The organism is Herbaspirillum sp. Her2 (genome assembly GCF_057961375.1).
The window spans coordinates 5,503,157-5,527,807 of the sequence record NZ_CM176331.1 but is presented as its reverse complement, the minus strand read 5'-3'; the positions used below and the strand labels follow the sequence as shown (position 1 = coordinate 5,527,807).

The following is a 24,651-nucleotide window of genomic DNA, read 5'->3' as shown; positions in this document are numbered from 1 at the left end:
TTATGAGTGTAACCGATGACAAAACCACGCCTGCATCTTTTTCGGCCGGGGCTGCCCGCCGTGCCATCGAACTGGCACGCCAGACCCTGCAGATCGAAGCCGATGCCATCCTGGCCCTGAAAGACCGCCTGCGCGACGACAGCGCCGCCCCTCTGGCACTTGCCGTGCAGACCTTGCTGCAATGCGAGGGACGTGCGGTGGTCTCGGGGATCGGCAAGTCCGGCCATGTCGGCCGCAAGATCGCCGCCACCCTGGCCTCTACCGGCACCCCCTCGCTGTTCATGCATCCGGCCGAAGCCGCGCACGGCGACCTGGGCATGGTGACGGCGCGCGATGTCTTCATTGCCATTTCCAATTCCGGTGAAACGGCCGAGCTGCTGGCCATCGTGCCCATCGTCAAGCGCATGGGTGCGGTGATCATCGCCATGACCGGCAATGACCAGTCCACCCTGGCCAAGCTGTCCGCCGTCCACCTCAACGTGGGCGTGGCGCAGGAAGCCTGCACCCTCAACCTGGCCCCGACCGCCAGCACCACGGCCACGCTGGCCATGGGCGACGCGCTGGCGGTGTCGCTGCTGGATGCGCGCGGCTTCGTCGAGGAAGATTTTGCGCGCTCCCATCCCGGTGGTGCACTGGGCCGCCGCCTGCTGACCCACGTGCGCGACGTGATGCGCAGCGGCGAAGCCATTCCCGCCGTGCGCCCGGACGTGTCGCTGTCGGCAGCGCTGATGGAAATCACCCGCAAGGGCATGGCCATGACCGCCGTGGTGGATGAGCAATTCCGCCCGGTCGGCGTCTTCACCGACGGCGACCTGCGCCGCCTGCTGGAGCGTGGCCAGGACTTTTCCAAGTTTTACATCGCCGACGTCATGCATGCCAATCCGCAGACCGTCAACCAGGACCAGTTGGCCGTGGATGCCGTGCAATTGATGGAACAATTCCGCATCAACCAGCTGCTGGTCACCGATGCGGCCGGCGTGCTCACGGGCGCGCTGCACATCCACGATCTCACTCGCGCCAAGGTGATCTGATGAACGCGCCAGCCTTCGCCAGCACCCTGCCCGCTGCCGCGCTCGCCAAGGCGGCGGCGATCCGCCTGATGATCTTCGACGTGGATGGCGTGCTCACCGATGGCGGCCTGTTCTACGGCGAGGATGGCGAGGCCTTCAAGCGCTTCAACGCGCTCGATGGCCACGGCATCAAGATGATGCAGCAATACGGCACCGCTGCCGCCATCATCACCGCGCGCCAGTCGCCCTATGTGCTGCGCCGTGCGCGCGATCTCGGCATCGCCCATGTATTCCAGGGCATCCACGACAAGCGCCAGGCCTTCGAACAGCTGCTGCTGCAGGTGCAGTTGACGCCGCAGGATTGCGGCTACCTGGGCGACGACATCATCGACCTGCCGGTACTGACCCGCGTCGGATTCAAGGCCTGCGTGGCCAACGGCCATCGCGAGGTGAAGTCGCGCAGCGACTACGTGACCCAGGCCAGCGGCGGCCATGGTGCCGTGCGCGAGATCTGCGACCTGGTGCTGGCAGCACAAGGCAACTACGAGGCGGCCCTCGCGCCGTACCTGGCATGAGCGGGCGCAGCGGAGAACGCAACGCCGAGCGCATCCGCCTGGCGGTGATTCTGGTGATCCTGATCGCCGGTGCCCTGGGCAGCTTCTGGGTGATGCAGGCCATGCGGGCCGCGGGTGACCAGCAACCGGCGCAGCGTCCGCGTGGCAAACCCGACTACTACCTGGAAAACTTCAACTACGTGCGCATGGGCCCGACCGGTCTGCCGCGCTATGACGTTGCGGGAACGAAGATGGTGCACTACCCCACGGATGACTCCTTCGAGATCACCAAGCCGGTGGTGCACAACCTGGACCAGAACCAGGCACCGATGGAGCTCTACTCGGATACCGCGCGCGTCACCGACGACCAGACGCAGATCCACATGTACGGCAACGCCAACGCCATTCGCGCGCCCTACAAGGGCCGCGAGCAGATGCACCTGGTGTCGGAATACCTGCTGCTGTTGCCTGACGATGAAATCGTCAAGACCGACAAGCCGGTGGCCATGACCATGGGCACCACGCGCCTGAACGGCGTGGGCATGGTGGCCAACAATGCGACCCAGGTGGTGCAGCTGTTCGGCAATGTCCGCGGCTATTACGAGCCCACTCCGAAGAAACGCTAAGCCGGATGACTCCGGGATAAAAACGCCAAGAACCGATCAGACAGGAACCCAATGAAACGCTCATTCTTACTGCCGATGCTGATGCTGGCTGCCGTGTGCGGCGTGGCCAACGCCGAGAAGGCGGACTCCACCAAGCCGACCAACATCGAGGCAGACCAGATGGTCTACGATGACGTGCGCCAGGTGAAGACCTTTACCGGCAACGTGGTCATGACCCGCGGCACGCTGATCATCAAGGCCGGCCGCGTGGTATTGACGACCGACCAGTACGGTTATGAAAATGCGGTGCTGTATGCGGCCCCGGGCGCGCTGGCCAACTTCCGCCAGAAGCGTGACGGCGGTCCCAACCTGTGGATCGAAGGCCAGGCCGAGCGCATCGAGTATTCGGAGCAGACCGAAATCTCCAAGCTGTTCCAGCGCGCGCACATCCAGCGCATGGACGGCGATCGCATCACCGATGAAGTCAACGGCGAATTCATCTCCTACGACAGCCGCGCCGAATTCTATTCCGTGAACAACACCGCCACCGGCGAGAGCAAGCCGGGCGCAGGCCGCATCACTGCGGTGATCCAGCCCAAGAATCCGCCGCCGGCAGGCAGCACCGCGCCGGCCACCCCGTCGGCCCAGCCCGCGGGCAAGAACAACGCCGCGCAGCCTGCAACGCGTCGCGACAGCGGAAAGGATCAGTAACGATGGCAGTCAGCTCGCTGGTCGTTCGCGGCCTGAAGAAAAGTTATGGCGCGCGCCAGGTAGTGCGCGATGTCTCGATGGAATTGCGCAGCGGCGAGGTGGTCGGCCTGCTCGGCCCCAATGGGGCCGGCAAGACCACCTCGTTCTACATGATCGTGGGACTGGTGCCTTCCGATGGTGGCGAGATCGACCTCGATGGCGCGTCCATTTCGCGCATGCCGATCCACAAGCGTGCCACCATGGGCTTGTCCTACCTGCCGCAGGAAGCCTCGGTATTCCGCAAGCTGACGGTGGAAGACAATATCCGCGCCGTGCTGGAACTGCGCCGGGAAGAGGGCAAGCCGCTCTCGCGCGATGAAATCGAAGGCCGCCTCAACAACCTGCTGCACGAATTGCAGATCGAGAAGCTGCGCGAAAGCCAGGCGCTGTCGCTCTCGGGCGGTGAACGCCGGCGCGTCGAGATCGCCCGCGCACTGGCCACCGATCCGCGCTTCGTGCTGCTGGATGAACCGTTCGCCGGTATCGACCCGATTGCCGTGATCGAGATTCAGCGCATCGTGCGCTTCCTGAAGGAACGCGGCATCGGCGTGCTGATCACCGACCACAACGTGCGCGAAACGCTGGGCATCTGTGATCGCGCCTACATCATCAACCAGGGCACGGTGCTGGCCAGCGGCAATCCGGAAGAGATCATCGCCAACGAGTCGGTGCGCCGCGTGTATCTGGGCGAGCATTTCCGCATGTAAGCGGTGCAGTCGGCTTGCCCGATACGCTTGAAGAAATACAGAGTGCACATCACGTAATACGCAACAAGCAATACGCAATACGCAACGACCGGCAGAGCAACCAGCGGGCCACGCCGCTTTCAGAAAGACAGATGAAACAGTCGCTCCAGTTACGTACCTCGCAGCACCTCGCATTGACGCCGCAACTGCAGCAGTCGATCAGACTGTTGCAACTGTCGACGCTGGAACTGCACCAGGAACTGGAACAGATCCTCTCCGATAATCCCCTGCTGGAACGCCTCGACGACGCGCTCGACAATTCGGTACGTCTGCTGGCCGATGGCGCGGTCTCCAGTTCGCCCTCCAGCGGCGTTGCCGAAACCAGTCACGAAGGCAGCGGCGAAGCGGCCCCGGCCGCCAGCGATGGCGATTCCAGCTTCGACTACCAGGACAACGCGCCGGAAGCCGGTGTCACGGGGGATGCCGACTGGAGCTTCGACGACGTCGCGCGCAGCGGCAAGTCGCCAGACGATGACGATGCCCGTCCACAACTCGAAGCGCACGAACTGACCCTGCGCGAACACCTGCTGGAACAGATCCGCGTGACCGCACGCACCCTGCGTGATCGTGCGCTGCTGGAACTGCTCACCGATGCGCTCGACGAGAGCGGCTATCTGGAAGAGCCGCTGGAAGACATCCACGCGCGCCTGCCCGAAGAGCTGGGCATCGACATGGAAGAGCTGTCGATTTCGCTCAAGCTGCTGCAGAGCCTGGACCCGGCGGGTGTCGGTGCGCGCAGTGCCGGCGAATGCCTGGCCCTGCAGATCCGCCGCCTGCCCAAGATTCCCTTCGTGACGCGCAAGCTGGCCTTGAGGATCGTGGAGGATTACCTGCCGCTGTTTGCACAACGCGATTTCAACAAGATCAAGAAGGCACTGGATTGCGATGACGAAGACCTGCGTGAAGCGCAGGCCGTGATCCGCCAGTGCCGTCCGCATCCGGGTGCGGAATTCGCGCGCGATGCCTCGGACTATGTGGTGCCGGACGTGATTGTCAAGCAGACAAAGAACGGCTGGCAGGTCATGCTCAACCATGAGGTCATGCCCAAGCTGCGCGTCAATGCGATGTATGCCAGTGCATTGAAGCAAGCCAAGGGAGAAGGTTCGCTGTCGTCGCAGTTGCAGGAAGCCAAGTGGCTCATCAAGAACATGCGGCAACGTTTCGATACAATTTTGCGCGTCGCGCAGGCTATTGTGGAACGTCAAAGAAACTTCTTTTCACATGGGGCAGTCGCCATGCGCCCCCTTGTGCTGCGTGAAATTGCTGATACACTGGGTCTACACGAGAGCACCATCTCTCGCGTGACGACTCAGAAATACATGCTCACTCCGCATGGAATGTTTGAGTTGAAATACTTCTTCGGTAGCCATGTCGCGACTGAAACCGGAGGTGAAGCATCCTCCACCGCGATACGGGCGCTGATCAAACAGTTGATAGGAGCCGAGAACCCGCAGACCCCATTATCCGATAGCAAGATTGCGGATATGCTGGCAGAACAAGGCATGGTGGTCGCGCGACGCACAGTCGCCAAATACCGCGAAGTGTTGAAGATTCCGCCGGTCAATCTCCGCAAGTCCCTCTGAGTTTTTCCTCAGTTTTTCTGCAGTACCGTTGCTGTGTTCAGGCAAGCATCCGACTGATGCCCGCGCCATCCGACACGAAGACCGTGCCCGTGGTACAGCTGCAGCAGGATCGATTGCACGAACCTCCAGTGACTTCACGATAGGAGTCTTGTATGAATCTGACCATCAGTGGACACCACCTCGAACTGACCCCCGCCATCCGGGAATACGTGCAAAGCAAGCTCTCGCGTATCAAGCGCCATTTCGACAACGTGATCGACGTCAGCGTGATCCTGAGCGTAGATAAACTCACAGAAAAGGAAAAGCGCCAAAAAGCGGAAATCAACGTCCACATCAAGGGGAAGGATCTACATGCGGAAAGCATCGCACACGACCTCTACGCTGCCATTGACACGCTGATCGACAAGCTCGATCGCCAGGTCATCAAGCACAAGGACAAGTTGCAGGAGCATCACTCCATGGCCAAGCGCCTGCCGGACGAAACGCCGGAGGATGCGGTGGCCGGAGCGGCATAAGCCAGGACACCCTCGGCAAGCCACCTCGCAGCCGCAAGGCTGCTGAGAAAGCCAGCCGAATTTCATGAGGAAGGGGCGCGCAAGCGCCCTTTTTCATTTGCGGCCGCCGAACTGGCCAAGCCTGTGGAAAAGATATAAATCATTGCGTAAAGCAACTTTTCCACCGCCGCTGCTGACGATGATGCAAGGGACGGCTTGAATGTCTTCACGGCACCCTCATCTTCGACACAAGAATTTGCATACGATATAAATCATTTCCTCGATGCAATTTTTTTCCCGTTCAGACAGGCCACCAGCATGCAGGCGATTTCAACGCGCCCGCCGGCTTTTCCCTATAATGTCGGGCAATCCCATTTTTAAAGGCACAGCCATGAGCGACGTCCAATCCTGGATCAAAGAAACCGTGACCCAAAACCCCGTGGTGCTGTTCATGAAGGGCACTGCACAGTTCCCCCAATGCGGCTTTTCCGGCAAGGCCATCCAGCTGCTGAAGGCCAGCGGTGCCGAGAACATCGTCACCGTCAACGTGCTGGAAAGCCCGGACGTGCGCCAGGGCATCAAGGAATACTCGAACTGGCCGACCATTCCTCAGCTGTACGTGAAGGGTGAATTCGTCGGCGGCTCCGACATCATGACCGAGATGTACGAGTCCGGCGAACTGCAGACCCTGATCAAGGGCTGAGTTTTACTTACCTGACTGACTCATGAGCAGTTCTTCCAGCCAGCCGCGCCAGCGCCTGATCGTTGCGATCACCGGTGCCACCGGTGCCATCTATGGCGTGCGGCTGCTGGAGCATCTGCGCAAGCATGGCCAGGTGGAAACGCACCTGATGGTGTCCGAAGCTGGCGTGCTCAATCTGCATCAGGAACTGGACATGCGGCGCAAGGATGTGGAAGCGCTGGCCGATGTGGTGCACAACGTGCGCGATGTCGGCGCCTGCATCGCCAGCGGCTCGTTCGCCTCCACCGGCATGGTGGTGGCGCCCTGTTCGATGAAGACCCTGGCCGCCGTGGCGCATGGTCTGTCCGACAACCTCATCACCCGCGCAGCGGATGTGGTGCTCAAGGAACGCCGCCAGCTGGTGCTGATGGTCCGCGAGACCCCGTTCAATCTGGCCCATCTGCGCAACATGACATCCGTCACCGAAATGGGCGGCGTGATCTTCCCGCCCCTGCCCGGCTTCTACCAGCGCCCTGCTTCCATGGAAGAGATGGTGGATCACACGCTGGGACGCGTGCTGGACATGTTCGGGATTTCCATGCAGTTGACGCCGGAGTGGAAGGGCATGAAGGGCGGGACTGAGTGATGCGTTAGCCCTTATCACGTTCGGGCAAAGAAAAATGGCCGCAGCTCATCACCGCGGCCATTTCTTCATCTGGCGAATATAACCCGGCTCACCCCCGCCCGATATACGGCATCTTGGTCGCCATCACCGTCATGAACTGCACATTGGCCTCCAGCGGCAGGCTGTCCATGTAGAGGATGGCACGGGCCACGTGTTCGGCATCCATGGTCGGTTCGACCTTGGTCGAGCCATCAGCCTGCAGCGTGCCCTTCTTCATCAGCGTGGTCATGTCGGTGGACGCATTGCCGATATCGATCTGCCCGCAGGCGATGTCATAGGCACGGCCATCGAGCGAGGTGGCCTTGGTCAGCCCCGTAATGGCATGCTTGGTGGCGGTATAGGAGGCCGAGAACGGGCGCGGTGCATGCGCCGAGATCGAGCCGTTGTTGATGATGCGCCCGCCGCGCGGCGACTGATCCTTCATGATGCGGAAGGCTTCCTGAGTGCAGAGAAAAACGCCGGTCAGGTTGATGTCCACCGCCGCCTTCCACTGCTCCACGCTCAGTTCTTCCAGCGACACCGGCGGCGCAAAGATGCCGGCATTGTTGAAGAGCAGGTCCAGCCGTCCGAAACGCTCGCGGGTCCTGGCGAAGAGCTGCTTCACCGAGGCCGGATCGGTCACGTCGGCCGCCACCACCAGCGCGTTGGCACCATGTTCGCCGGCCAGCTTGCCGGTTTCTTCAAGCGCATCCTGGCGGCGTCCGGCCAGGGCGACGCCATAGCCTTCGCGCAGCAGCGCGAGCGTGATCTGCCGGCCAATGCCGGAACCTGCGCCGGTCACCAGCGCGATACGTTTGGGTGCAGCCATCGTGTGTACTCCTCACTCACTGTAGTTCATGGACGATGCGCATCACGGAGCCATAAAAAAACCGCCCGTGATGCACGGGCGGTTTCACTATAACAAACACGGCGTCGGGCCAGATGAGAGATTTTCAATCCGGCTGGCCGCCGTTCATCTATCGCTCCACTTCATACTGAGGACGACAAGGGCTTGTTCGTATCGATACCCAATGTACGCGCCGCTTCTTGCAGCCGCGCACGTTCATCCCCCCACACTTCACACAGGGCCGTATAAGCAATCCAGCGCGCATCGATCTCGAAGAAGTCCCGCAGGTTCACCCGCGTATCGCTACGCCCAAACCCGTCCGTCCCCAGCGTCACATAGGGTGCCGGCACGAAGGCGCGAATGCTCTCGGGCAAGGTACGGATGTAATCGCTGACCGCAATCACGGGCGCCACACTGCCCTGCAATTGCGCTGTGACATAGGGCTGGCCATCGCTGCCCGACAAGCGCTGTGCGCGTTGTGCCGCCACGCCATCCCGCGCCAGTTCGGTATAGCTGGTCACGCTCCACACCTCGGCCTCGATCTGCCAGTGCTGCTGCAGCAGCGCAGCCGCCGCCACGGCTTCCTTGAGGATGGGGCCGGAACCCAGCAGCCGCACTGGCGCCCCGGGCTTGCGGCCGAGACAGTACATGCCGCGCAGGATGCCCTCCTGCACGCCGTCCGGAAGACTGGGCTGGGCCTCGTTCTCGTTAGTGACGGTGATGTAGTAGAAGACGTCATCGCCGCGTTCCATCATGCGCCGCATACCCTCATCCAGGATCACCGCCAGCTCATAGGCATAGGCCGGATCATAGGACACACAGTTGGGAATCGATGCGGCCGTCACCAGACTGTTGCCGTCCTGGTGCTGCAGTCCTTCGCCGCCCAAGGTCGTGCGGCCGGAGGTGGCACCGATCAGGAAGCCGCGCGCACGCTGGTCCGCCGCCGCCCAGATCAGGTCGCCGATGCGCTGGAAACCGAACATCGAGTAGTAGATGTAGAACGGCAGCATCGGCGTGCCATGCACCGAATACGCGGTGGCCGCTGCCGTCCACGAGGAAATCGCCCCCGCCTCGGTGATGCCCTCTTCCAGAATCTGGCCATCCTTGGCCTCGCGATAGTAGAGAATGGAACCGATATCCTCCGGCTCATACAACTGCCCCTGCGAAGAATAGATGCCGACCTGGCGGAACAGGTTGGCCATGCCGAAGGTGCGCGCCTCATCGGCCACGATGGGCACCACATACTGGCCGAAGTCCTTGTCCTTCAACAGGTTGCCGAGCTGGCGTACCAGCGCCATGGTGGACGACATTTCCTTGCCGTCGGCTTCCAGCGCGAACTTGCTGTGCGCCTCCAGCGGCGGCACGGTACGCCGTGCATCGCCCGCATGGCGGCGCGGCAGGTAGCCGCCCAGTGCGGCACGGCGTGCATGCAGGTGCTTCATCTCCGGGCTGTCATCGGCCGGCTTGTAGAAAGCCAGCTCACGGCATTGCTCATCGCTCAGCGGCAGCTTGAAGCGGTCACGGAATTGCATCAGACTCTCTTCATCGAGCTTCTTCTGCTGGTGCGTGGTCATCTTGCCCTCGCCCGCCGCGCCCATGCCGTACCCCTTCTTGGTCTGCGCCAGAATCACCGTGGGCTGGCCGCGATGACTGGCCGCTGCCTGATAGGCCGAGAAGATCTTCTTCATGTCATGGCCGCCACGGCGCAGGCGATTGATTTCCTCATCGGTGAGGGTGGCGCCGATGGCACGCGTGCCCGGGGTCTGGCCGAAGAAATGCTGGCGATTGAACGCGCCATCATTGGCGGCGAAGGTCTGCAATTGCCCGTCCACCGTGCGGTTCAGGGCATCGACCAGTTCACCGTCCTTGTCGCGCGCAAACAGGCCATCCCAGTCCGAGCCCCACAGCAGTTTGATGACGTTCCAGCCGGCACCGGCAAACAGCGTTTCCAGTTCATCGACGATGTGGCCATTGCCGCGCACCGGACCATCGAGCCGCTGCAGGTTGCAGTTGACCACAAAGATCAGATTGTCCAGCTTCTCGCGCGAGGCCAGCGAGAGTGCGGCCAGTGACTCGGGCTCATCCATCTCGCCATCGCCGAACACGCCCCACACCTTGCGTCCCTGATCCTGCAGCAGGCCGCGATGCTCCATGTAGCGCAGGAAGCGCGCCTGGTAGATGGCATTGATGGGACCGATGCCCATGGAGCCGGTAGGGAATTGCCAGAAATGCGGCATCAGCCAGGGATGCGGATAGGACGAAAGTCCCTGCCGTCCCACGCGCTTGGCCTCGAGCTCGCGGCGATAGTAGGCCAGGTCTTCTTCGCTCAATGCACCTTCAAGAAACGCGCGCGCGTAGATACCCGGCGCGGAGTGCGGCTGGAAGTAGACGACGTCGCCCGCGAACTGCGCATCGCGCGCACGGAAGAAATGATTGAAGCCGACCTCGAACAAGTCCGCCGCCGAGGCAAAGCTGGCGATGTGCCCGCCCAGCTCACCGTAGGCGCGATTGGCGCGTACCACCATGGCCAGCGCATTCCAGCGCATGATGCTGGCGATGCGTTCCTCGATGGCCTGCGCGTCCGACCCACCGGGAAAAGGCGGTTCCTGTTCAGGCCGGATGGTGTTGACGTAGGGCGTATTGCGCGCATCGCGCCAGTTCACGCCCCATTGCTGGGCCGCCGCCGACAGCCGCGAGAGCAGGAAGCGCGCGCGTTCCGGGCCGGCTTCGGCCAGCACGCTCTGCAGCGCTTGCAGCCACTCCTGGGTTTCCTGGGCATCGAGGTCGATATCCTTGGGGATATCGCTGTCACTGGGGCGGGACATGTCCACTTCCTGTTCTCCTGTCTGGGCGCGCCGGGTCGCTCGCCTGCAGTCAGCACAAAACGTGCCGGCACTGCAATCGCTGCTATGCAAAGAGACAAAAAGCCGGTAAAACACAGGCCGCGCCATCCGTCTCCCCGCGCCCGACGCCTTTTCGGTCTTGTTGTCGTTGAGGGCTAGCTGTGTGATGGAACCACCGGCTTACGATACGCCGGATGCCCCGGCATGAGTCACTTAAAATTGGAAGTTGCCGTACAATATTCAGCATCCAGTGCTGCGAAACTGAAACTGACAGAATTAAATTTCGATAATGGAACTCGACACCACCGATTTGCGCATCCTGAACATCCTGCAGGAGAACAGTTCGATCAGCAATCTGGAGCTGGCCAGCCGCATCAACCTCTCGCCCTCGCCGACCCTGGCCCGGGTGAAGCGCCTGGAAACCGAAGGCATCATCTCGCGCTATGTAGCGCTGGCCGATCCGCACCTGCTGGGCTTGAAGGTGAACGTGTTCGTCAAGGTGATCCTGGAGCGCCAGGGTGCCGAAGCACTGGCCCAGTTCGAAACGGCCGTGAGTGCCTTCGATGAAGTCATGGAAGTCTACCTGATGACCGGCGACGAGGATTACCTGCTGCGCATCGTGGTGCCGGACCTGCTGACGCTGGAGCACTTCATCGTCGACCACCTGACCAAGATCCCCGGCATCAAGAACATCCGCTCCAGCTTTGCGCTCAAGCAGATCAAGTACAAGACCGCCCTGCCCACGCCCAAGATCAAGACGCGGCGCTGAGCTGAGCTGAGAGCGAAATCGCGCCTGCGCTGCCATGGCGGAAAAAAGGGCCTTGCGGCCCTTTGTTTGTTTTTACGCCAAGCCGCTGCGCGCAGTTCAGTGTGAGCGCCCGCCTTGCGGAGAGCCATCTTCCTGGCGCCGCTGCGGATGCCCGGGCAGACCGGCCAGCGCATCGCGCATCACGTCTGCGGACAACGGTGCCGCGGCCTCGCTGACATCGCACCAGCGCTCCACCATCTCCACCACACACTGCGCATAGTGTTCGCCATCGACCGGCTTGGGCAGGTATTCGGTCGCGCCGGCGGCCAGCGCCTCGCGCTCGCCCTCGGTTTCGTAGGAAGGGAAGACCACCACCGGCGCATCAGCCAGATGCTTGCTGGCACGCAACTCGCGCAGCAGCTGCAGGCCCTCGCCGCATTCCATGTCGGACTCCAGCAGGATCAGGCTGGGTGCAATGTCATCGCCCTGGCGGCGTCCCTGCAGCAGGCAGCGGCGCGCCGTGGCCAGGTCAGGACACGCACGGAAGGCGCAATGCAAGCCGGCACGCCACAAGGCGAAGCGCGCCAGTTCAGCGGCCTCCTGGCTGGGGTCGATCATGATGATGCTGGGAAAGCTCATGCTGTGGGGGACAGTCCTGTAAGAAGTGCACAAGCCACGGGATGGCTACAGCAAACGTTTTACAGGAGTGATGACCACTGCGGCATCGGGAAATTCCTGACCGCCGCCAATCTGCTGGCGGACGCGCCGTCAGGATTTCCCCGATCGCCAGCCCCGCACAGGATGGCTACAGTGACAACCTCAATGATCCGCTCCACCCGGATCCGCCCATCTCCGCACCAAGGAAGCCCCCCGCCGATGCTGCCGTTTGCCAAAGTCCGAGTCCCTGTCCCCACTGCCTTGCTGGGCAAGGTCGAGCTGTATGTCAGCGGTTGCACGCGCCTGGTGACCCAGCGCGCCAATGCCATGCATGATTGGGCCAGCCTGCATGCGCATCCGCGCATGCTGCTGGATTGGTTTGCCACGGCGGGTTTTTCACCCGGTGGAGAGACTGCCGCGCTGACCCGCTTCGAACCCTGTGCGCAGCGCCTGGCCCGCCTGGATCAGCTCAAGCATCGGCTACCACCGCCACTGGCCGTGCCCCGCTTCTGGCAGCTCGACGGCAACAACTATGGCTTCGATGCCAACCCGCACCTGTCCTATTGGCTCGCTGTGAACGAAGCTTCCTTCGTCCCGCTGCTGGTGCCCACGCACCAGATGGCGCACTTCTCGCGCGCCCTGTTGGCGTGAAGTTTCTTCCCTTTCCTTTAACGCCCCTATTTCAGGGGCAGGTAGATATCGGTCAGCAGCTCGCCTGGCGGCGTATCGGGCAGCAGGTTGAGGTAGTGGAAGTAAAGCGGGAAATCCCGCAGCTCCTCCCCGCTCTCCGGCAACCACTGGCGATACAGCGGATAGATGCTCTCGCCCAGCCGGTCATGCGCGCCTGCATGCCTTATGCGGGCGCAGCGCCCGCCGGGAATCAGGAAGGCTTCCACGCCTTGCGGATTGTCCGGCACGTCCCCTTCCACCTCGCCGCAGATGCCGAACCGGAATTGCTCCGGGGGTGTGGTATCGGGATTGTCCCAGGCCAGACCGAAGGTACGGCAGCGCTCCACCGGTGACAGGCCCGTGGCCTTGCGCCAGTCGATGAACTGCCCGACGGTGCCATTGAGCTGATTGACGGGACCGCGATGCGTAAGCATGGCGATGCGGATGGATTCGACGTTGACGATCTCGGCTTGCACGTCCACTTTCCTTTCAGGGATGCGGAACACGAAACGCTCGTTCCAGGAGGGCCAGTCGGGTGTGCGCCGGAACTGCGAGGGCGACTGGCCGAAGGCACTCCTGAAAGCGCGCGTAAACGATTCCGGATTTTCGAAACCGGCTTCGAGGGCGATGTCGATGATGCGCCGCTGCGGCTGGAAGGCCAGTTGCAGGCTGGCATGCTTCAGGCGCATCAGCAGGATGTAACGCGCCACCCCGACGCCGGTGAAATCGGCAAATTGCCGCTGGAAATGGAACCGCGAAAAATGCGCGACGGCCGCCAGCTGCTCCATCTCCAAGGGCGTATGGAGATGCGCCTCGATATGGTCGAGCACGCGCTCGAATCGGGCTTGATAGCGGGCCTGGCTGCTGGTTTTGCGGTCGTCGTTCATCGGTTCCTCGGTTCACGGGACGTACTGTGCAAGAAAGCGCGCCACAAATCCTGACCGAAATTGCGCATCGTCATCAGAACCTCTGGCAGTCTCGATGGCCGTCATGTTAAAACACGGGCTTCGTCGCGTTCCGCCTTTTTATCCGATGCCTTCCGCTCTCCTCTTGATGCTGGCGATCTGCAGCGTCTGGTTGCCCGCCCTGCCCTTGCCTGCTGGCCGATCCCTCGCGCCCTGGCTGCCGCTGCTGGTGCTGGCCCTCGCGCTGGGACTGCATGACGGCCAGCTCGATGCCATCGCCGTCGCGGGCATCGTCCTGTTGGGGTTCGCTGCCCGGGGCACGACCCATGCGCCACACGCATGGCAACGCCGCAGTCTGCTGGCGTTCACGCTGTTGCTCGCGCTGCTGCTGGCCTTGCATCGCTGGCCCGGCTTCCACAACGTGCTGGTGATCCCGTCAGCGGCCATCACTGCGGAGGCGCGGCCCTTCATGCTGTTCGCCAATCTCGACAAAGGGAGTGCCGGACTGCTGTTGCTGGCGCTGCTGGCCCCCCGCTGCCATGCGTGGCGGGAATGGCGCGAGACCATCGCCAGGACGCTGCTGCCGGGCCTCGCGACGATCGTGCTGGTGATGGGCGTGGGCTGGTTGACAGGTCTGGTCAAGCCGGCACTGAAGTGGCCTGGCTTCACGATGGAGTTCCTGGCCATCAACCTGCTGTTGACCGTGGTGGCCGAGGAAGCCTTTTTCCGTGGCGTGATCCAGCAGCGTCTGCAATCCGCCTTGCAGGGGATGCGTGGCGGTAGCGGACTGGCGCTGATGGCGTCGGCATTGCTCTTCGGAGCCGCGCATCTCGGGGGCGGCATGACCTATGCGACGATTGCCGGACTGGCCGGCCTCGGCTATGCGTGGGTGTTCCAGCGCAGCGGACGGATCGAGGCACCGATCCTGCTGCATTTCACGCTCAATGCGGTGCACTTCCTCGCGTTCACCTATCCGGCGCTGGCCTGAGTCGCGCTCGCCTCACGGCGCGATCCACTGCCCCTGCCATTGCTCCTGCCCGCGCGCGAAGCGGGCGCGGCGATGCTGGTCCGGCGTCAGGTCCAGCCATTCGATGCGCTCCAGCCGCACTTCCACCAGCGCAAAATTCTCGACACCATCGCTGCTGACGTGCGGCTGCACGTGAGCGTCTTCCGGTTGCGCAACAGGCGTGCCGGGGGCATGCGGTGTCTTGTACAGGATCAGCGTGTGTGGCCGGGCCCCCGTCCACATGGCGCGCACGCGGGCCGCATCCTGCACCACCTGAGCCACGCCGTTGACGCGCAGTTGCAGATGGCGCTCCAGGTCCACGGCCAGCATGGACACCCGCCCGTCTGCACGAATCTCGGCCAGTTTGGGAGAGCGCAGATCGGTGTGAAAGCACAGCGACCCGGCAGTCGCATCCGCCTCGCGCAGGACGATGGAACGCAACTGGGGCGTGCCATCCAGGCCCAGCGTGGCCAGTTGCCAGATGGTAAACGGCGAGCGCGTCGGGCTGGCGCCGCGACGCAGTTCGTCCCAGATCAGGGTGTGGAGTTCCGGCAAGTTCAGGTTGAAGTTCATGGCGCCATTGTAGGGCCTTGCGCATGCAATCGATTTCAGGGCAGCGCGAATCGCGCGTCAATCGCGGGACGACATGCTCATGTCAGGCCGGCGTCAGTGCATTGTCAGAGCGCTGTGCCACCATGATTCTGCACCCGCATCACCCATCGCAGTCCGGATCGCAGTCCATCGCAGCACGTCAGCCCCGCAGCACGGCGGGAACACACGGAGCCTCGCATGAAACTCTCCTGGTCGCCCAAACAGATTGCCCTGCCCGCACCTCTTGATGCCGGGCAAGTCCGGCTCCAATTCCACGCACGCTCCTTGCGCCTGCAAGCTCACGCTCGGACCTGGCTCATGCTGCTGGCCTGCGCCCTGCTGTCGGCACTGGCGCGCGCACTGGGCATGGGCTATCCCGGCAACATCGTCGCTACCTGGGCCGGTGGCTGTTGCTATGCCCGGGCCGCGCTCTACCTTGTGCGCGGTCATTGCCACCGCCTGCTTGCCCGCCGGCGCAATGAGGGGGCCGAAGCTGCCGATCTCACGCTCTCCCAATGACTACGCCCGCTTGCGCGGGCGTCATCGTTGCTTGCTGAGAACGGGTGGCGGTGAATCAGAATGCGCCGACGTAGTTCTCCGCCAGCGCCGTCGACAGCGCGCGCGAGTTGACCACGTTCTCCAGTTCGGCGCGCTGGATCTGGCGCTGGAAGGGCGAGGCATCGTCGAAGGTATGCAGCATGCTGGTCATCCACCACGAGAAATACTCGGCACGCCAGATGCGCTTCAGGGCTTGCTCGGTGTAGGACGCGAGACCTTCCTCGCTGGCACTTCGATAGAAATCCTCGATGCCCTGGGCCAGGCGTTTCACGTCACCCACCGCCAGGTTCAAACCCTTCGCGCCAGTGGGCGGCACGATGTGCGCGGCATCACCGGCCAGGAACAGGCGGCCATGCTGTATCGGCGTAGAGACGAAACTGCGCATGCCGATGATGCCCTTCTGGAAGATCTTGCCTTCCTTGACGCGCCAGCCGTCGCCGTTTTCCAGGCGGGTATGGAATTCATTCCAGATGCGGTCATCGCTCCAGTTGTCCACGCTGTCCTTGGGATCGCACTGGAAGTACATGCGCTGCACCGTTGGCGAACGGGTACTGATGAGCACGAAGCCGCGATCATGCTGGGCATAGATCAGTTCGTCCGAGGACGGCGGCGCTTCCACCAGCACGCCGAACCAGCCGAAGGGATAGATGCGCTGGTAATCCTGGCGCTTGCTTTCCGGAATGGCAGGACGCGAGACGCCATGGAAGCCGTCACAACCGGCGATGAAATCCGCCTCCAGCGTATGCTGCTCGCCCTCGTGCATGAAGCGCACGCGCGGCTTGCTGGTCTCGACGCCTTCGATGCTGGTGCCGCTCACACCGAACAGCAATTGCCCTTGCGCGGCCAGGCGTGCGGCCACCAGGTCCTTGATCACTTCGTGCTGGGCATAGACGGTGATGGCCTTGCCGGTCAGTTCGGTGAGGTCGATGCGATGGCGGCGGCCACCGAAGGCCAGCTCGATGCCGTGATGCAGCGCGCCTTCGCGCTTCATGCGCTCGCCCACGCCAGTCTCGTTGAGGATGTCCATGGTGCCTTGTTCCAGCACGCCGGCACGGATGGTGGATTCGATATCTTCGCGGGTGCGGGTTTCCAGCACGACCGATTCAATGCCCTTCAGGTGCAGCAGGTGGGACAGCAACAAACCGGCCGGGCCGGCGCCGATGATGGCGACTTGGGTACGCATGATGGAGGTCTCCGTGTAAAGGTCAGGCACCGTTTTCGTTCCCGGCGCGCAATGGCGCGAGCCGAAGCGGGTGGCAGTTGATCTGTTCTTGTTCTTGGTGTGAGAAGAATCTTAGACGGTGGTGTTCTGATAAAAAATGGATGATCCCGCCAATTACTTGTACTATTTTTACAGAGCACAACCATGCCGCCCCCTCGCAACGCACAGGATGGAGACCCTATGCCCTTGCCCCGCAGCAAACCGCGCACCAGCGATGTACCGCAATTTTCCTTGTACGGCGAGGCTTCCCGGCCGGAAGATGCGGAGCCGGTGCACATCGAACTGATCGAGACGCGCAGCCGCGTGCATGACTGGCATATTGCACCGCACACCCATGCCGGACTTTTTCAGGTACTTTTTTTAATGTCCGGACACGTCAGTGCCTTGATGGAGGAAGAGGTCTGGGAAGTCGATGGTCCGGTGGTCATCACCATCCATCCGTCCCTGGTACATGGTTTCGATTTCTCGGAACAGGCTGTGGGATTCGTGCTGACGGTGGATCCGCACGTGGTGTTTTCGGCTGGCGGCAGCGAGGGGCATGGCGAATTGTTTTCGCCCTTGTTCCTGCGCCCGATGGCCATCGAACTGGGGCGCGTACCGGAACTGCGCGAGCGCATGGAGACGCTGCTGCGTCTGTTGATTGCCGAATCGGCCGCACCGCGCACCGGCCACACACTGATGCTGGAATGGCTGGCGCGCAGCGTCATGCTCTTGCTGGTGCGGCTGGAAGCGGATCATCGCTCGGCGGAATTGTCCGGACGCGGCGACTTCGAATTGTTCAGCCGATTTCGCGCGCTGGTGGAGCAGCACTTCAAGGAGCAGTGGCAGGTGGCGGTGTATGCAGACAAGCTGCGCATCACGCCCAGCCGCCTCAATCGCCTGTGCCTGAAGCTGGCCGGGCATTCGGCCTTCGACCTTGCACAGCAGCGCTTGATCCTGGAGGCTTGCCGCAAGCTGACCTATGTGCCCTCAGGCATTTCGACGATTGCCTATGAACTGGGCTTTCAAGACCCGGCGTATTTCAGCCGGCTCTTCAAGCGGCACATGGGGGTGACGCCCAAGGAATATCGGCGCACGCATGTGGAGGAATAAAACATCTGGGTCTGAGGAACCGCCGGCGCGCCTTCGATACGCGGCTTCGCCGCTACTCAGGTCGAACGGGTTGTGAAACATCGATCCGACAGGCGAGGGGAAAGAAGGCATTTCCTTGTCACACCCTCCCTCCGTTCGGGCTGAGTAGGCCCGCAGGGCCGTATCGAAGCATCACCGGAGTTGGCGCAAAAACAAAAATGACAGCTCCATCTTCGAAAGTCAGCCAGCCCTCACAGCAGCGCTCCCAGCTCCACCTGGATCTTCAGCATGGCCGGCAGGCAGCGTTCCACCATGTCTTCCAGTTTCATGCGGGCCGCATGCACGCTGATGTTCATCGCCGCCACGACCTCGCCACGGAAGTTGCGCACCGGCACGGCCATGGTGCGCAATCCCAGTTCCAGTTCTTGGTCCACCAGCGCATAACCCTGTGCGCGGGCGCGCGCAATTTCCAGTCCCAATCGTTCGACGTCGGTGATGGTGTGGGCCGTGATGGCCTCCGGCTGGGCGCGCGCGAGGATGGCATCGAGCTGCGCCGGTGGCAGGTTGGCCAGCAGGATGCGGCCATTGGCGGTGCAGTAGGCCGGCACCCGCGTGCCGGGCTGCAGGGTGGTCGACACCAGTTGCCCCGCGCTCACCGCCGCCACGCACACCAGCTGGTCGTGATCGAGCACCCCGCAGGAAGCCGCCTCGCCCAGCGAATAGGCCAGCCGGTACAGCAGCGGCTGCACGATGCGCGGCAGCCGCGCCGAATGCAGGTAGGACTGGCCCAGCCGCAGCACCATGGGGGTGAGCGAGAAGGTCTTGTTGTCGTGCCGCATGTAGCCCAGGTGCGTGAGCGTGATGAGATAGCGGCGCGCGGCAGCGCGGGTGAGGCCCGTCAGTTGCGCCACCTCGGCGATGGTCAGGCGCGAGCGCTCCTGGTCAAACGCTTCGATCACCTGCAGGCCCTTTTCCAGACCGGCGACCAGGTCACGCTTGAGAGGACCGTCTGCGCCCTCCTCCACTTCTTCGATGTGTTCTTGCTGCATGTTTCCCTGCCCTGTGGATAAAACAAGCTGATGCGCACCGTCTTCCGTTCGCTGCAGAAAATCGGCCATTTGTGCGATTCTCGCACAAAGCGGGCGCAGGGCGGATATGCTGCGCTGCGTTGGCCTTGAGAGCGGGGATCGGCTTGCCTACTATCTGTCCACACCCAAGCACGGCGCGCCATTCGCCCATTCCGGCAGGCAAGGAATCCGAAGACGACGCCGCATTCACCCCGTCGACTGAGGAGACCTCATGCAATTCGATGCCATCGAACCCGGTGTCTATCCGGAACTGATCTATCCCCCGTACAAGTCCACCGCCAAGCGCGGCCCCACGCAAGCGCCGCTGCGCGTGCGCGACGAGACCGCCACCAGCACCAACCTGTTCGCCTCGCCCAAGCTGATCCTGCCGCACGACATGGACCTGACCGCGCAAGGCAAGGGCGAGCCGCTGGGCGAGAAGATCGTCGTCACCGGCCGCGTGCTCGATGAAGATGGCAAGCCGGTGCGCAATTCCCTGCTGGAAGTCTGGCAGTGCAATGCCGCCGGCCGCTACTTCCACAAGAAGGACCAGCACGATGCGCCGCTGGATCCCAACTTCACCGGCTTCGGCAAGATGCTTACCGATGACAATGGCCGCTATCGCTTCGTCTCCATCAAGCCGGGTCCGTATCCCTGGGGCAATCACCACAAGGCCTGGCGTCCGGCGCACATCCACTTCTCGTTGTTCGGCAACGTCTATGCGCAGCGCCTGGTGACGCAGATGTATTTCCCCAATGATCCGCTGTTCGCCTATGACCCGATCTTCCAGAGCATCCCTGACGAAGCCGCCCGCCAGCGCCTGATTTCGCGCTTCTCGCTGGAGGAGACGGTGGACGACAAGATGCTGGGCTATGAATTCGACATCGTCCTGCGCGGCCGCAACGCCACGCCCATGGGCATCTGAACACAAGGCAGGAGACCACATGAGCAACATCACCACTTCGCAAACCATCGGCCCCTTCCCGCACGAAGCCTGGGCTTGGGCCGTGGAACTGACTTCGCGCGTGGAGAGCAGCGCGCCGCAGGTCAAGATCAAGGGCGCCATCATCGATGGCGACGGCGTCCCCATCAATGACGCCTGGGCCGAAGCCTGGCTGCCGGGCAGCGCTGCGGCAGAAACTTCACATGCCATTCCCGGATATCGCCGGGTGCCCACCAATGAAGAGGGCGGGTTCACATTTTCGATTTCGCAGCCGCAGGCGCCGGCCGGCAAGCCGGTGGCTTACGTGACCGTGTTTGCGCGCGGGCTGGTCAAGCACCAGTTCACGGCCGTCTTCCTGGAAGATGATCCGGCGCTGGCGCAGTCGGCGCTGCTGGAGCAGGTCCCGGCTGACCGCCGCCACACCCTGATCGCCCGCAAGCAAGCCGATGGCAGCTACCTGTGGAATATTCACATGCAGGGCGCGAGCGAGACGGTATTCTTCGACTACACCTGAACGCCCGTTACGGCGTGACGCGCGAGGGGATCCGCAGGCTTTGGCCTGCCGGATCCCGTTTGCGTTGGATCGCGCCGGACGGGCAAGCAATGGAGACTTCATGAGCGTTTCGATCTTCGACAGCTTCCTCACCACTTCCGACATGATTGCGGTGTTCGACGACCAGGCGGTGGTGCAAGCCATGCTGCGCTTCGAACAAGTCCTGGCCGAGGCCGAAGCCGCCGAGGGCATCATCCCCGAGGCCGCCGCGCGCGCCATCGCCAGCGTATGCCGCGCCCCGCTCTATGACATCAATGCCTTGATCGTCGCAGGCCGCCGCGCCGGTGCGCTGGCCATTCCGCTGGTCAAGGAATTGCAGCGCACGGTCGCCCTCTACAGCGAGGAAGCCGCCACCCATGTGCACTGGGGCAGCACCAGCCAAGACGTGCTGGATACGGCCATGGTGCTGGTCACGCGTGAGGCCCTGCGGCTGGTCGATGGCGAACTGGACCAGCTGGCGCATCGCTTGCTGGACTTGTCGCAATCCCATCTCGATACGCCGGTGCTGGCACGCACGCTGATGCAACCGGCGCAAGTCACCAGCCTGGGCCTGAAGTTCTGCAACTGGGCCGCCCCCCTGCTGCGCTCGCGTGCGCAGCTGCAGGCGCTGGCTGAACGCGCCCTGCAGCTGCAACTGGGCGGCGCAGTAGGCACGCTGGCCGTACTCGGCGAGAAGGGTCCCGCCGTGGCCGCACGCATGGCTGCGGCGCTCGACTTGAAGACACCCGATGCGGCGTGGCATACCCAGCGCGACGAATGGATACGCCTGGGTACCGAGATGGCCGTGCTGGCCGGCAGCCTGGGCAAGATCGCGACCGACCTGTCGCTGATGGCGCAGGGCGAAATTGCGGAACTGGCCGAGCCTTCCGGCAATGGCCGTGGCGGGTCATCGGCGATGCCGCACAAGCGCAACCCGGTATCGTCCATGATCGCCCTGGCTGCTGCCGCCCGTGCGCCGCAACAGGCCGCTGCGCTGCTGGGGGCGATGTCGCAGCAGCACGAACGCGGGCTGGGCAACTGGCAGGCCGAACTGGCCGAATGGCCGGGCTTGTTCCTGGGCGTGCATGGAGCCTTGCGTGCGCTCAATGATGCGTTTGCCGCACTGGTCATCGATGACGCGCGCATGCTGCGCAATATCGATGCGCTGCAGGGATTGGTGTTTGCCGAATCCGCGTCGATTGCACTGGCGGGCGTGATCGGCCGTCCGCGTGCGCACAGTCTGCTGGAGCAGCTCACGCGCAAGGCCGTGGCCGATGGCGCGCAACTGGTCGATGTGCTGGTCGATGCCGTGCAGGCCGATGCGCAGCTGGGCAAGGAGATCGACCTGGCCATGTTGCGTGGGCTGTTCGATCCGGTGCAGGCGACGCGGCCTGCGCGCCGCATTGCTGAAGGGCAGCTTGAACATTTGCGCACGATGCTGGTGCGCTGAACCACTGATTTCTCCACCATCCTCCACATCACGAGACAAAAGAGAACACCTCATGAGCTACGATCCGCTGGACCATGATTTCGAGCGCGGCATGCGCAATCGCCGCAGTGTGCTGGGCGACCAATGGGTTGACCGTTCGGTGGCCAACGCCACCAACTTCAATGCCGATTTCCAGAACCTGATCACGCGTTTTGCGTGGAATGAAATCTGGGGCCGTCCCGGGCTGGACCACAAGACCCGGCGCATCATCGTGCTGGCCATCACCATTGCCTTGGGGCGCTGGGAAGAATTTGAACTGCACGTGCGCGCCGGCCTGACGGCTGATCCGGCTACTCGGTTGACGCCGGATGAGATGAAGGAAGTGATGATCCAGGCTTCGGTTTATGCGGGTGTGCCGGCGGGCAATACGGCGTTCACGCATGCGCAGAAGATCCTGCGTGAAGTGGGTGAGCAGATCGGTTACGCGGTGGTGCCGCAGGCGCCAGCGGCCAGCGTGCATCCGGGGGTGGGGCGTGAGGGACGTACTTCTTCTTCACCGGCGTTGCATTACACCTTGCGGGAGCCGCGCAATGGCAAGGCGCCGCGGCATACGGTGGTGTTGTCGCATGCGCTGGGGACCGACCTGATGATGTGGGACGGACTGGCCAATCTGCTGGCGGCCGATTGCCGGGTGATCGCTTACGATCATCGCGGGCATGGCAGTTCGGAGAAGGTGGACGGGCTCTACAGCATGGCGGACCTGGCTGATGATGCGGCGCGCTTGTTGCGGGAGCTGGATACCGGGCCGGTGGTGTGGGTGGGCTTGTCCATGGGGGGCATGGTGGGGCAGGAGCTGGCCTTGCGCCATCCGGGGCTGGTGCGGGCACTGGTGCTGGCCAACACTACCTCCGCCTATCCGGAGGCGGCGCGCGAGGTTTGGCAGCAGCGCATTGCTACCGTGCGGGATCAAGGGATCGAGGTGATTGCGGATGCGGTCATGGGGCGGTATTTCCACGAGGGGTTCCGGTCGGCTCAGGCGGCTACCGTGGCGCGCTATCGTCATCGGCTGGTCACTACCGATGCGGTGGGGTATGTGGGGTGCTGTCATGCCGTCGGGACTGTTGATACTTCTTCCCGGTTGGGAGCTATCCGCGTGCCTTGCCTGGTGATCGCAGGGGAGCTGGATCAGGGGACGCCGGTTGCCATGGCTCAGGCCCTGGTTGACGGTCTTGCTGATGCTCGCTTGGAGATCATTGCGGAAGCTTCCCACGTTAGTGCTGTGGAGCAGCCTGTTGTGTTTGCTGAGCTTGTTTCTGGGTTTATTGGCGGGCTTTGATGGTTTTAGGTTTAGGGCGTAGTCTGCACGGATTGCTTTCCTGCGCTCTAGCTTAATTACTTTCTCTCTCCGGTCGGAAGAACGCGCCGGGAGCGGCCCGGCAGCCGCTCACTTTTCTTGTCTCGCCAAGAAAAGTAAGCAAAAGAAGGCGACCGCAACTCCGCCGCCCTCCTTCGGAGGGTCCCCGCTTCAGTACCCAATAAAACGGGAAAAATAAAGTCGCTTCGCTCCGGTTATTTTTCTGATCCGTTTTATTGGGTACTGAAGCGGCGGCGCAGATGCGGACGGCCCAGACGGCTCGCCTTCGGCATCGCGGCGGACACTACTCGCCTTCGGCTTCGGGTTGAGGAGGTTCTTGCTAAATTCATTCATACGCTGGCCTCAATCGCCCTTTCCAAATTCTTTCTCGCAGTTGCCTCGTATCTTTCGAAAAATGTCTTTGTCCTGTATATCCTCGGACGATTCAGGAAACCTTGCAGAATCTTCTTCCGCTCTTGCATGAACAACGATAGCGGAACATAGTCATATTCCGCACGAATCTGCTTTTCGTATTCTTCGAAACGATCCGGTGGTGCGGCCAATATCGACAAGTCCACATCCACCAATAACGACGCGTCCCCCTCCACGCTGGACTGATGGTGCCGGGTTGCCATCACCAGTGCGTGCACGCGCTGCGCAATCTCTTCCGATGCGCCCGCATCCACCAGACAACGCCGCGCCCAATCCGCGCTCTTCTCTTCGTTGTCATGACATTTGACGTCATAGATGACGTCATGAAACCAGAGTGCCAGTTCAACTTCGCCGGGGTGGGAGGACTCGGTGTGCAACTCTTCCCACTTTGCAAAGCATTCATCGAGGTGCTGAAGGGTGTGATAGTGGCGATGGGGTTCGCGGTAGTGTGAGAGGACCGAGTCAAACAAGTGCGTATCGGGGCAAACCAGACCCAATTTTTTCCAGGTGAGATCCCAGCGTTGGGTGGTCAGGGTCATGATTGGGTCTTTCGAAAAAGAGGGGAGGAAAGATTATCTGTCGATATCCATCTCAATGCGAGAGAAGCGTACCAACCCCGACCAAAGCCGAAGGCGAGTAGGAGACGCGGCGAGGCCGCAGGCGAGCCCGTGGGGGGGGGGTGCCGTCCC

27 protein-coding genes are annotated in these 24,651 nt (G+C 62.4%); 18 read left to right on the top strand and 9 right to left on the bottom strand.

Annotated features, from left to right (window positions below; all coding sequences use genetic code 11):
* Positions 1-2 precede the first annotated feature (2 nt).
* The 7 genes from ACWHXP_RS25130 (at position 3) to hpf (ending at position 5,763) form a co-directional block, all read left to right on the top strand.
* Positions 3-1,031: a KpsF/GutQ family sugar-phosphate isomerase gene (locus ACWHXP_RS25130; protein ID WP_489634780.1), complete on the top strand. Its 1,029-nt coding sequence runs from the start codon at positions 3-5 to the stop codon at positions 1,029-1,031.
* Entirely contained in the window at positions 1,031-1,585 is a 555-nt protein-coding gene (locus tag ACWHXP_RS25125; protein WP_489623800.1) for a KdsC family phosphatase, read from the top strand. The genes ACWHXP_RS25130 and ACWHXP_RS25125 overlap by 1 nt, the downstream gene beginning before the upstream one ends.
* Entirely contained in the window at positions 1,582-2,190 is a 609-nt protein-coding gene (lptC, locus tag ACWHXP_RS25120) for an LPS export ABC transporter periplasmic protein LptC (protein WP_034331443.1), read from the top strand. The genes ACWHXP_RS25125 and lptC overlap by 4 nt, the downstream gene beginning before the upstream one ends.
* A 51-nt stretch (positions 2,191-2,241) precedes the next feature.
* Entirely contained in the window at positions 2,242-2,880 is a 639-nt protein-coding gene (gene lptA / locus ACWHXP_RS25115; protein WP_034331445.1) for a lipopolysaccharide transport periplasmic protein LptA, read from the top strand.
* 2 nt (positions 2,881-2,882) lie between these two features.
* Complete coding sequence (lptB, locus tag ACWHXP_RS25110; protein ID WP_134223405.1) at positions 2,883-3,626, top strand: LPS export ABC transporter ATP-binding protein; 744 nt, start codon at positions 2,883-2,885, stop codon at positions 3,624-3,626.
* A 131-nt stretch (positions 3,627-3,757) separates the two neighbouring features.
* The gene (locus ACWHXP_RS25105; RefSeq protein WP_121045784.1) at positions 3,758-5,248 is read left to right on the top strand and encodes an RNA polymerase factor sigma-54; all 1,491 of its coding nucleotides are present in this window, start codon (positions 3,758-3,760) and stop codon (positions 5,246-5,248) included.
* Positions 5,249-5,400: 152 nt separating this feature from the next.
* Positions 5,401-5,763, top strand: coding sequence for a ribosome hibernation-promoting factor, HPF/YfiA family (gene hpf / locus ACWHXP_RS25100; protein WP_034331451.1), 363 nt, complete (start codon positions 5,401-5,403; stop codon positions 5,761-5,763).
* Positions 5,764-5,825: 62 nt separating this feature from the next.
* Here the strand turns inward: hpf and ACWHXP_RS25095 are convergent, their stop codons facing one another.
* Entirely contained in the window at positions 5,826-5,972 is a 147-nt protein-coding gene (locus tag ACWHXP_RS25095; protein ID WP_157845661.1) for a hypothetical protein, read from the bottom strand.
* 161 nt (positions 5,973-6,133) lie between these two features.
* Here ACWHXP_RS25095 and grxD point away from each other — a divergent pair, with 161 nt between their 5' ends.
* Complete coding sequence (gene grxD / locus ACWHXP_RS25090) at positions 6,134-6,445, top strand: Grx4 family monothiol glutaredoxin (protein WP_039784040.1); 312 nt, start codon at positions 6,134-6,136, stop codon at positions 6,443-6,445.
* Between the two features lie 22 nt (positions 6,446-6,467).
* Entirely contained in the window at positions 6,468-7,070 is a 603-nt protein-coding gene (locus ACWHXP_RS25085) for a UbiX family flavin prenyltransferase (protein WP_489634781.1), read from the top strand.
* Between the two features lie 88 nt (positions 7,071-7,158).
* Here ACWHXP_RS25085 and ACWHXP_RS25080 read toward each other — a convergent pair whose 3' ends face one another.
* On the bottom strand, positions 7,159-7,917 hold the full coding sequence (locus tag ACWHXP_RS25080; RefSeq protein WP_489634782.1) for an SDR family oxidoreductase: 759 nt from the start codon (positions 7,915-7,917) through the stop codon (positions 7,159-7,161).
* 161 nt (positions 7,918-8,078) lie between these two features.
* Positions 8,079-10,760: an alpha-ketoglutarate dehydrogenase gene (gene mdeB, locus ACWHXP_RS25075; protein WP_489634783.1), complete on the bottom strand. Its 2,682-nt coding sequence runs from the start codon at positions 10,758-10,760 to the stop codon at positions 8,079-8,081.
* A 307-nt stretch (positions 10,761-11,067) separates the two neighbouring features.
* On the opposite strand from mdeB, the gene ACWHXP_RS25070 reads away from it, so the two are divergent.
* Complete coding sequence (locus ACWHXP_RS25070) at positions 11,068-11,547, top strand: Lrp/AsnC family transcriptional regulator (RefSeq protein WP_006461679.1); 480 nt, start codon at positions 11,068-11,070, stop codon at positions 11,545-11,547.
* A 96-nt stretch (positions 11,548-11,643) separates the two neighbouring features.
* On the opposite strand, the gene ACWHXP_RS25065 is transcribed toward ACWHXP_RS25070, so the two are convergent.
* Complete coding sequence (locus ACWHXP_RS25065) at positions 11,644-12,165, bottom strand: response regulator (RefSeq protein ID WP_039784031.1); 522 nt, start codon at positions 12,163-12,165, stop codon at positions 11,644-11,646.
* 237 nt (positions 12,166-12,402) lie between these two features.
* On the opposite strand from ACWHXP_RS25065, the gene ACWHXP_RS25060 reads away from it, so the two are divergent.
* Entirely contained in the window at positions 12,403-12,834 is a 432-nt protein-coding gene (locus tag ACWHXP_RS25060; RefSeq protein WP_489623802.1) for a hypothetical protein, read from the top strand.
* A 26-nt stretch (positions 12,835-12,860) separates the two neighbouring features.
* Here ACWHXP_RS25060 and ACWHXP_RS25055 read toward each other — a convergent pair whose 3' ends face one another.
* Complete coding sequence (locus ACWHXP_RS25055) at positions 12,861-13,739, bottom strand: AraC family transcriptional regulator (RefSeq protein ID WP_489623803.1); 879 nt, start codon at positions 13,737-13,739, stop codon at positions 12,861-12,863.
* Positions 13,740-13,884: 145 nt separating this feature from the next.
* On the opposite strand from ACWHXP_RS25055, the gene ACWHXP_RS25050 reads away from it, so the two are divergent.
* Positions 13,885-14,745, top strand: coding sequence for a CPBP family intramembrane glutamic endopeptidase (locus ACWHXP_RS25050; protein WP_489634784.1), 861 nt, complete (start codon positions 13,885-13,887; stop codon positions 14,743-14,745).
* Positions 14,746-14,757: 12 nt separating this feature from the next.
* Here ACWHXP_RS25050 and ACWHXP_RS25045 read toward each other — a convergent pair whose 3' ends face one another.
* On the bottom strand, positions 14,758-15,336 hold the full coding sequence (locus ACWHXP_RS25045) for a pyridoxamine 5'-phosphate oxidase family protein (RefSeq protein WP_489634785.1): 579 nt from the start codon (positions 15,334-15,336) through the stop codon (positions 14,758-14,760).
* 216 nt (positions 15,337-15,552) lie between these two features.
* Here ACWHXP_RS25045 and ACWHXP_RS25040 point away from each other — a divergent pair, with 216 nt between their 5' ends.
* The gene (locus ACWHXP_RS25040) at positions 15,553-15,873 is read left to right on the top strand and encodes a hypothetical protein (RefSeq protein ID WP_489623806.1); all 321 of its coding nucleotides are present in this window, start codon (positions 15,553-15,555) and stop codon (positions 15,871-15,873) included.
* 55 nt (positions 15,874-15,928) lie between these two features.
* On the opposite strand, the gene ACWHXP_RS25035 is transcribed toward ACWHXP_RS25040, so the two are convergent.
* Positions 15,929-17,095, bottom strand: a complete 1,167-nt coding sequence (locus tag ACWHXP_RS25035) for a 4-hydroxybenzoate 3-monooxygenase (RefSeq protein WP_489634786.1) — start codon at positions 17,093-17,095, stop codon at positions 15,929-15,931.
* 219 nt (positions 17,096-17,314) lie between these two features.
* Here ACWHXP_RS25035 and ACWHXP_RS25030 point away from each other — a divergent pair, with 219 nt between their 5' ends.
* The gene (locus ACWHXP_RS25030; protein WP_209584736.1) at positions 17,315-18,226 is read left to right on the top strand and encodes a helix-turn-helix domain-containing protein; all 912 of its coding nucleotides are present in this window, start codon (positions 17,315-17,317) and stop codon (positions 18,224-18,226) included.
* Between the two features lie 230 nt (positions 18,227-18,456).
* Here the strand turns inward: ACWHXP_RS25030 and ACWHXP_RS25025 are convergent, their stop codons facing one another.
* Positions 18,457-19,254: an IclR family transcriptional regulator domain-containing protein gene (locus tag ACWHXP_RS25025; RefSeq protein WP_489634787.1), complete on the bottom strand. Its 798-nt coding sequence runs from the start codon at positions 19,252-19,254 to the stop codon at positions 18,457-18,459.
* A 250-nt stretch (positions 19,255-19,504) separates the two neighbouring features.
* Between ACWHXP_RS25025 and pcaH the strand changes: the two genes are divergently transcribed.
* The 4 genes from pcaH to pcaCD all read left to right on the top strand — a co-directional run bounded on the left by pcaH (position 19,505) and on the right by pcaCD (position 23,512).
* Complete coding sequence (gene pcaH, locus ACWHXP_RS25020) at positions 19,505-20,197, top strand: protocatechuate 3,4-dioxygenase subunit beta (protein ID WP_489634788.1); 693 nt, start codon at positions 19,505-19,507, stop codon at positions 20,195-20,197.
* Positions 20,198-20,216: 19 nt separating this feature from the next.
* Positions 20,217-20,729, top strand: a complete 513-nt coding sequence (locus ACWHXP_RS25015) for a peptidase associated/transthyretin-like domain-containing protein (protein ID WP_034336162.1) — start codon at positions 20,217-20,219, stop codon at positions 20,727-20,729.
* A gap of 100 nt (positions 20,730-20,829) precedes the next feature.
* On the top strand, positions 20,830-22,197 hold the full coding sequence (gene pcaB / locus ACWHXP_RS25010) for a 3-carboxy-cis,cis-muconate cycloisomerase (RefSeq protein WP_489634789.1): 1,368 nt from the start codon (positions 20,830-20,832) through the stop codon (positions 22,195-22,197).
* 52 nt (positions 22,198-22,249) lie between these two features.
* Positions 22,250-23,512: a bifunctional 4-carboxymuconolactone decarboxylase/3-oxoadipate enol-lactonase PcaCD gene (gene pcaCD / locus ACWHXP_RS25005; protein WP_489634790.1), complete on the top strand. Its 1,263-nt coding sequence runs from the start codon at positions 22,250-22,252 to the stop codon at positions 23,510-23,512.
* 368 nt (positions 23,513-23,880) lie between these two features.
* On the opposite strand, the gene ACWHXP_RS25000 is transcribed toward pcaCD, so the two are convergent.
* The gene (locus tag ACWHXP_RS25000) at positions 23,881-24,501 is read right to left on the bottom strand and encodes an HD domain-containing protein (protein WP_489634791.1); all 621 of its coding nucleotides are present in this window, start codon (positions 24,499-24,501) and stop codon (positions 23,881-23,883) included.
* Positions 24,502-24,651 lie beyond the last annotated feature (150 nt).